Source organism: Pseudoalteromonas sp. SR45-5, from assembly GCF_014163565.1.
Taxonomy (GTDB): domain Bacteria; phylum Pseudomonadota; class Gammaproteobacteria; order Enterobacterales; family Alteromonadaceae; genus Pseudoalteromonas; species Pseudoalteromonas distincta.
Genome location: NZ_JACJDN010000161.1, coordinates 1 through 7,064 on the forward strand (window position 1 = coordinate 1; position 7,064 = coordinate 7,064).

At 42.3% G+C, this 7,064-nt stretch carries 6 protein-coding genes; 5 read left to right on the forward strand and 1 reads right to left on the reverse strand.

Translation table 11 applies throughout. The annotated features are described in order from the left end of the window. The coding region (fldB, locus tag H5072_RS08135; RefSeq protein ID WP_024605911.1) for a flavodoxin FldB at positions 1–518 on the reverse strand (518 nt) is incomplete at its 3' end. 94 nt (positions 519–612) lie between these two features. Between fldB and xerD the strand changes: the two genes are divergently transcribed. The 5 genes from xerD (at position 613) to lysS (ending at position 6,936) form a co-directional block, all read left to right on the forward strand. Next, positions 613–1,539: a site-specific tyrosine recombinase XerD gene (xerD, locus tag H5072_RS08140; RefSeq protein WP_002961416.1), complete on the forward strand. Its 927-nt coding sequence runs from the start codon at positions 613–615 to the stop codon at positions 1,537–1,539. A gap of 63 nt (positions 1,540–1,602) precedes the next feature. Beyond that, positions 1,603–2,331 carry a bifunctional protein-disulfide isomerase/oxidoreductase DsbC gene (dsbC, locus tag H5072_RS08145; RefSeq protein ID WP_002961417.1) on the forward strand — a complete coding sequence of 243 codons (729 nt, stop codon included), beginning with the start codon at positions 1,603–1,605 and terminating at the stop codon, positions 2,329–2,331. A 78-nt stretch (positions 2,332–2,409) separates the two neighbouring features. Beyond that, positions 2,410–4,131, forward strand: coding sequence for a single-stranded-DNA-specific exonuclease RecJ (gene recJ, locus H5072_RS08150; RefSeq protein WP_039488346.1), 1,722 nt, complete (start codon positions 2,410–2,412; stop codon positions 4,129–4,131). 144 nt (positions 4,132–4,275) lie between these two features. Then, positions 4,276–5,374, forward strand: a protein-coding gene (gene prfB / locus H5072_RS08155) for a peptide chain release factor 2 (protein WP_100218355.1) whose coding sequence is annotated in 2 segments (ribosomal slippage) — positions 4,276–4,350 and positions 4,352–5,374 — 1,098 coding nt in all. Because the reading frame shifts where the segments join, the coding sequence is not laid out codon by codon here. Positions 5,375–5,400: 26 nt separating this feature from the next. Then, positions 5,401–6,936, forward strand: coding sequence for a lysine--tRNA ligase (gene lysS / locus H5072_RS08160; protein ID WP_002961420.1), 1,536 nt, complete (start codon positions 5,401–5,403; stop codon positions 6,934–6,936). Positions 6,937–7,064 lie beyond the last annotated feature (128 nt).

Here is a 7,064-nt window from a genome sequence, read left to right on the forward strand (position 1 = left end):
AGCGTTTCGCTATATTCAGTCATTACCTGTTCAACCCATGTTGCAATACGCTCATCGCTTAGCTCGTATTGACTGTCTTCGTCGAGCGCGAGTCCTACAAACTGTTTACCATCAGGCGTTAATGCTTTTGAAGCTTCAAACTCGTAACTACTGTCGTTTGGCCAAAAACCAAGTTGAGTAAATGTTTGCGTATTTATTTCGTCGTGTAGCATGCCTAGCGCATCTTGAAACCACTGCCCGTAACCTTGTTGATCGCCCATGCCAAATAAAGCAATGGTTTTACCATTTAGGTTTACGTCGGCTATGTCGTCCCACTTTGACTCCCAGTCTTCTTGTATTTCACCAAAATCCCATGTTGAAATACCAAAGATGATAAAGTCGTACTGCTCTGCATTTTTTAGTGGCTCGTCTTTAATATTGTGCAGGGTAACTATATCGGCACCAATAATGTCGCGAATCTTTTCTGCTGCCATTTCGGTGTAGCACGTAGTAGAACCAAAAAATAAACCAATTTGCATCGTATTTATCACTGTGTAATTGCCTGATATGATAGGCTCAAGTTTACCGTAAGGTATTTTTAATTGATACCTTAGCAAAGCATGAGAGCATAATGTGACAACGCTATCTGACGATTCTTTTGAAAATAACAGCAGTATGAGCAGTAATAGCGACTACCTAGAAACCTTTTTAGATAGCCTGTACTTAGAACAAGGCGTAAGCGAAAATACATTAAGCGCTTATCGCAGTGATTTAGATAAGTTTTGCCTATTTTTAAAGGGCGAAAATTTAATGACGGTAACGGGGCTAGACATAGAAAGCTACTTAGCCCATCGAGTTGATTTAGGTTTAAAACCACGCAGTACAGCACGTAGCATTAGTGCGCTAAAGCGTTTTTATCAGTACTTTGTACGCGAAAAAATAATTAGTGATTCGCCCATGCTAAACATAGCTCAACCAAAAGCCGGACAGTCGTTACCTAAAACACTCTCAGAAGCTGAAGTTGAGGCATTGTTAAATGCGCCCAACACAGAAGAAGCGATGGGACTGCGCGACAAAGCCATGCTAGAGCTACTTTATGCAACGGGGTTGCGTGTAAGTGAGCTTGTTGGGCTTCGTATGGAGCAAATTAATTTGCGCCAAGCGGTTGTGTTTGTAAAAGGCAAGGGTAACAAAGAGCGCTTAGTGCCATTGGGTGAAGAAGCCATGTATTGGCTGGAGCAGTTTTTAAAGGGTGGGCGTGCACAAATGATAAAACACGCCACCGATTTTGTGTTCCCATCTAAGCGCGGAGTAGGCATGACGCGACAAACCTTTTGGCATAGAATTAAACACTATGCTATTTTGGCATCAGTTGAGTCTCCATTATCGCCCCATACCATGCGCCATGCTTTTGCTACGCACTTATTAAATCATGGGGCAGATTTACGTGTGGTACAAATGATGTTGGGCCATAGCGATTTATCAACGACGCAAATTTATACCCATGTTGCCAATGAACGGTTAAAGTCGGTACACGCAGAGCATCATCCGCGAGCGTAAGTTTGAAAGTAAATATTATTAAGCCGGTCAATATATTAAGTGTTTTTAGGATAGAGAGAAGTTATGAAAAAATTAATGTTAGCAGGTGCCATGTTGTGCACAAGTATTAGTGCATTTGCAAATGGCGTTGCTGTAACACCAGATGCTAATGATCCTATTATTACTAAATTTGCCGAGCTTGGTGTAACTGTAAAGCAAATTAACCCAAGCCCAGTAGCGGGTTTAAAAGAGTTGATCACTAATAAGGGCGTGCTTTACGCAAGTCCAGATGGTCAATTTTTAATGCAAGGCACGTTAATCGATTTAAATAATCGTAACAACTTAACAGAGCAAGCATTAAACGGCGTGCGTGTTGAGGGCATTAAAGAATACGAAGATTCGATGATTGTGTACAAAGCACCAAACGAAAAACACAGTATTACCGTATTTACCGACATTAGCTGTGGTTACTGTCGTAAATTACATCGCGAGTTAGACGATTTACTTGATGCGGGTATTACCGTTAAGTACCTTGCGTTTCCACGTGGTGGCTTACAAGGTTCAGGCTACGCCGATTTAATGAACGTATGGTGTGCACGCGATCAGCAAGAAGCACTAACAGAAGCTAAGTCGGGTACAAGCACTAAAGTAGTTGCAGGCTGTAGCGCACCGGTTGCAGAGCATTACCAGCTTGGTCAAAGCTTTGGTATTAGCGGCACACCTGCCATTATTTTAGAAGATGGTACGATGATCCCAGGTTACCAGCCAGCAGCAGCACTAAAAGCAGCATTAGATGCTAACAAAGCGTCGTAATACGTTTTATAGCTAATAAAAAGGCCTTAATGGCCTTTTTTTGTCTTTTTAATACGACCCAATAAGTTAAAACTCTGCATGAAAAAACTAATCATTGCGCGTGAAAACGTTGACGACTCGCATCTACCGAGTAATTTACACCCTGTAATTAAACAAATTTATGCTAACCGCAATGTATTTAATGCCGATGAGCTAAATAACAGCGTAGCTACGCTTCACGACTTCAAATTGTTTAAAGACATCGACAAAGCCAGCGACTTATTAATTGAAGCATTAAAAGCGCAAAGCCAAATATTAATAGTCGGCGATTTTGATGCTGATGGCGCAACAAGTACTGCAACATTAATGCAAGGCCTTGAGATGTTTGGCTTTAAGCATTTAGATTACTTAATTCCTGACCGGTTTAGCTTAGGTTATGGTTTAAGCCCCGCACTTGCAGAGCAAATAGTACAAATAAAGCCTGATTTAGTGATCACCGTAGATAACGGCATATCGTGTATTGCTGGTATTGATATTTTAAAAGCGGTTGGTATTAAAGTGCTGGTAACAGATCATCACTTACAAGGTGAGCAGCTGCCAAATGCCGATGCAATAGTAAATCCAAATAGGCACGAATGTAACTTCCCGTCTAAATCTATAGCAGGCGTTGGCGTTGCTTTTTACTTACTAATAGCACTGAGAAGCGTAATGCGAGACCTTGGTTATTTTGAGCAGCAACCGCCGCCTAATTTAGCTAACTTGCTCGACATTGTAGCGCTTGGTACGGTTGCTGACGTGGTCGCACTTGATGCAAATAACCGCACCTTAGTACATCAAGGTTTAGCACGTATTCGCAGTGGTAAAACACGCCCTGGCATCACCGCGCTTATTGAAGTGGCTAACCGCAATGCTGCGCGCTTAAGCGCAAGCGACTTTGGCTTTTCACTTGCGCCGCGTTTAAATGCAGCAGGGCGATTAGACGACATGAGTTTGGGTATAGCATGCTTACTTAGCACCGATATAAATCAAGCACGTAGTATTGCCAGCGAGCTCGATAGCTTAAACTTTGCAAGGCGCGAAATAGAACAAGGCATGCAAGCCGAGGCGCAAGCCGTGCTTGATAGACTCGCATTTAGCGACGATAACGTCCCTGATGCAATCTGCTTGTTTCAAGATGATTGGCATCAAGGTGTTATTGGAATTTTGGCTGGTCGCTTAAAAGAAAAATACCACCGACCAACCGTTATATTTGCTGGTGGCGAAAACGGTGAAATAAAAGGTTCGTGCCGCTCTATAGAAGGGTTGCACATGCGCGACTTACTCGAAGGGCTAAATACAGCCGACCCACACTTAATTAATAAGTTTGGTGGCCATGCAATGGCCGCTGGTTTAAGTATTAATGAGCAACACTTTAATGACTTTAAAAAAGCATTTGATGCTGCCGTGAGTGCGCAACTGAGTGAAGAAAGTAAACGCTGCATTGTATTTACCGACGGTGAGCTGCCAAACGACTGCTTTACGATGGAGTTTGCTCAGCTATTAAAGCAATCGGGCCCGTGGGGGCAGCAATTTCCTGAGCCGGTGTTTGAGCACACCTTTGAAGTAATACAGCAGCGCATAGTCGGCGAAAAGCATTTAAAGCTGGTGCTAAAGCATCAATCAGGGCGATTAGTTGACGCCATTGCCTTTGGTATTGATGTAAAAGAATGGCCCGACACAGAAGCGAAGTTTGTAAAAGTAGCCTATCAACTCGATATAAATGAGTTTAGAGGTAAATTTACGCTGCAATTAATAGTTAGAGAGCTTGAAAAAGTGCACTAAAAAATATGCACAAATCATGCATAAAAGGCTAATAAAGCGCGCGGTTTTTTGTTAAAATCGGGCGTTTTTATCATTTGACGATAATTTGTTGCGAAAATCCCATGTAAAGGGGCGCAATTACCTAGCCATTTTGGAGTGATGTACATGTTTGAAGTGAATCCTGTGATTAACCAAATCAAGGAAATTCGCGAACGTACTGAATTGCTTCGGGGGTACCTTTGACTACGCTCTTAAACAAGAACGCCTAGAAGAAGTTAACGCCGAACTTGAAGATTCAGCCGTATGGAATGAGCCTGAACGCGCACAAGCGCTTGGCCGTGAAAAATCAGCATTAGAGGCTGTTGTTGAAACAATCGACAACCTTGTAGCCGGTACTGACGACGTTGAAGGTCTACTTGAACTTGCTGTAGAAGCCGAAGATCAAGATACCTTTGATGAAGCACAAAGCGAACTTAGCGATCTAAACGAGCAGTTAGAAGGTTTAGAGTTTCGTCGTATGTTTTCAGGTCCTCATGACTCAAACGATGCGTACCTTGATTTACAATCGGGTTCTGGCGGCACTGAAGCACAAGACTGGTGTAATATTCTACTTCGTATGTATTTACGTTGGGGCGAGGCTAAAGGCTTTAAAGTTGAGCTAGTTGAAGCAACCGACGGTGATGTTGCCGGTATTAAAGGCGCAACAGTTCGCTTTGTTGGCGAATACGCTTACGGTTGGTTACGAACAGAAACAGGCGTTCACCGTTTAGTGCGTAAAAGCCCGTTTGACTCAAGTGGTCGTCGTCATACCTCATTTGCTTCTGCGTTTGTATACCCAGAGATTGACGATAATATTGAAATTGATATTAATCCGTCAGACCTACGTATAGACGTTTACCGTGCATCAGGCGCGGGTGGTCAGCACGTTAATACCACCGAATCGGCGGTTCGTATTACTCACGTACCAACAAATACCGTAGTGCAGTGTCAAAACGAGCGTTCACAGCATAAAAATAAAGCCCAAGCGATGAAGCAGTTAAAAGCTAAATTATTTGAGCTTGAGCTACAGCAGCAAAATGCTGAGAAACAAACGCAAGAAGACGCTAAATCTGATATAGGTTGGGGTAGCCAAATACGTTCATACGTACTTGATGACGCACGTATTAAAGATTTACGCACAGGCGTTGAAAACCGCAATACCCAATCGGTACTTGACGGTAACTTAGATAAATTTATTGAAGCCAGCCTTAAATCTGGCCTATAACCACCAAGCTAATAAAGAGCTAAAAAATGACTGATAAAATCCAAGACGAAAACAAGTTAATCGCTGAGCGTCGTGGCAAGTTAGACGCGATACGCGAAAATTGCCCAGCCAACGGTCATCCAAACCAATTCCGTCGTGAGCATTACACGGCTGATTTGCAAGCCCAGTTTGGTGATAAGAGCAAAGAAGAATTAGTTGAACTACAAGAAGTTGTGTCTATTGCTGGACGTATTTTAGCAAAGCGTGGACCGTTTTTTGTAATTCAAGACATGAAAGGTCGCGTACAAGCGTATGCATCTAAAGATGTTCAAAAAGACCTTAAAGAAAAATATGGTCAGCTAGACACTGGCGATATTATAGGTGTTAAAGGCGCGCTAAATAAATCGGGCAAAGGCGATTTATATGTAGAAATGACTGAGTATCAATTACTAACTAAGTCACTTCGTCCGTTACCTGAAAAATTCCATGGCTTATCAGATCAAGAAACAAAGTACCGCCAACGTTATGTTGACTTAATTACTAACGAAGCAACGCGCGAAACATTCCGCATTCGCTCACAAGTAGTTGAAGGTATTCGTCGCTTTTTAGCAGACCGTGACTTTATGGAAGTAGAAACACCTATGCTACAGGTTATACCTGGTGGTGCATCTGCGCGTCCGTTTGTAACTCACCATAACGCGCTTGATATCGACATGTACCTACGTATAGCGCCAGAGCTTTACTTAAAGCGCTTAGTGGTAGGTGGTTTTGATCGTGTATTTGAAATTAACCGTAACTTCCGTAACGAAGGGTTATCTACACGCCACAACCCAGAATTTACAATGATTGAATTTTACCAAGCATACGCTGATTACATCGACCTGATGAACATTACCGAAGACATGCTACGTACTGTTGCAGAAAACGTACTAGGTAGTGCAATTGTAGTTAATACAACTAAGGACGAAAACGGCGAAGTTATCGATTCAGTTGAATACGACTTTGGCCAACCGTTTACACGTTTAAGTATGGCGGATGCTATCTTAAAATATAACCCTGAGTTTGATGCTGCGGTATTTAACGACCCAGAAAACCATTTTGAAGAGTTAAAAGCGTACGCTAAACAAGTGCACGTTAAAATTCCTGAAAACTGTGTTTGGGGCCCAGGTAAGTTTCTTTGTGAAATATTTGAAGAAACAGCAGAGCACATGCTTATTCAACCTACGTTTATTACTGGTTACCCGTGGGAAGTATCACCACTTGCACGCCGTAACGACGAAAACCCATTTGTTACCGACCGTTTTGAGTTTTTTGTTGGCGGCCGTGAACTTGCAAATGGTTTCTCTGAGCTTAACGATGCACAGGACCAAGCTGAGCGCTTTACTCGTCAAGTTGAAGAGAAAGACGCAGGCGATGATGAAGCAATGCACTACGACGAAGACTACATACGCGCACTAGAGTACGGCTTACCGCCAACGGCTGGTGAAGGTATTGGTATTGACCGTTTAGTAATGTTGTTTACTGATTCATCAACAATTAAAGACGTTATATTGTTCCCGCATATGCGTCCACAAGCTGACTAAGCTTTAGTAAAACAAAGTAAGTTAATAAACGCCGCTTAATAGCGGCGTTTTTTTTACTTATAATTAGTGTTTTAATTAATAAGTACTACACTAAAAATTAAAGGTAATTATTAGTGCTGATTAATGTG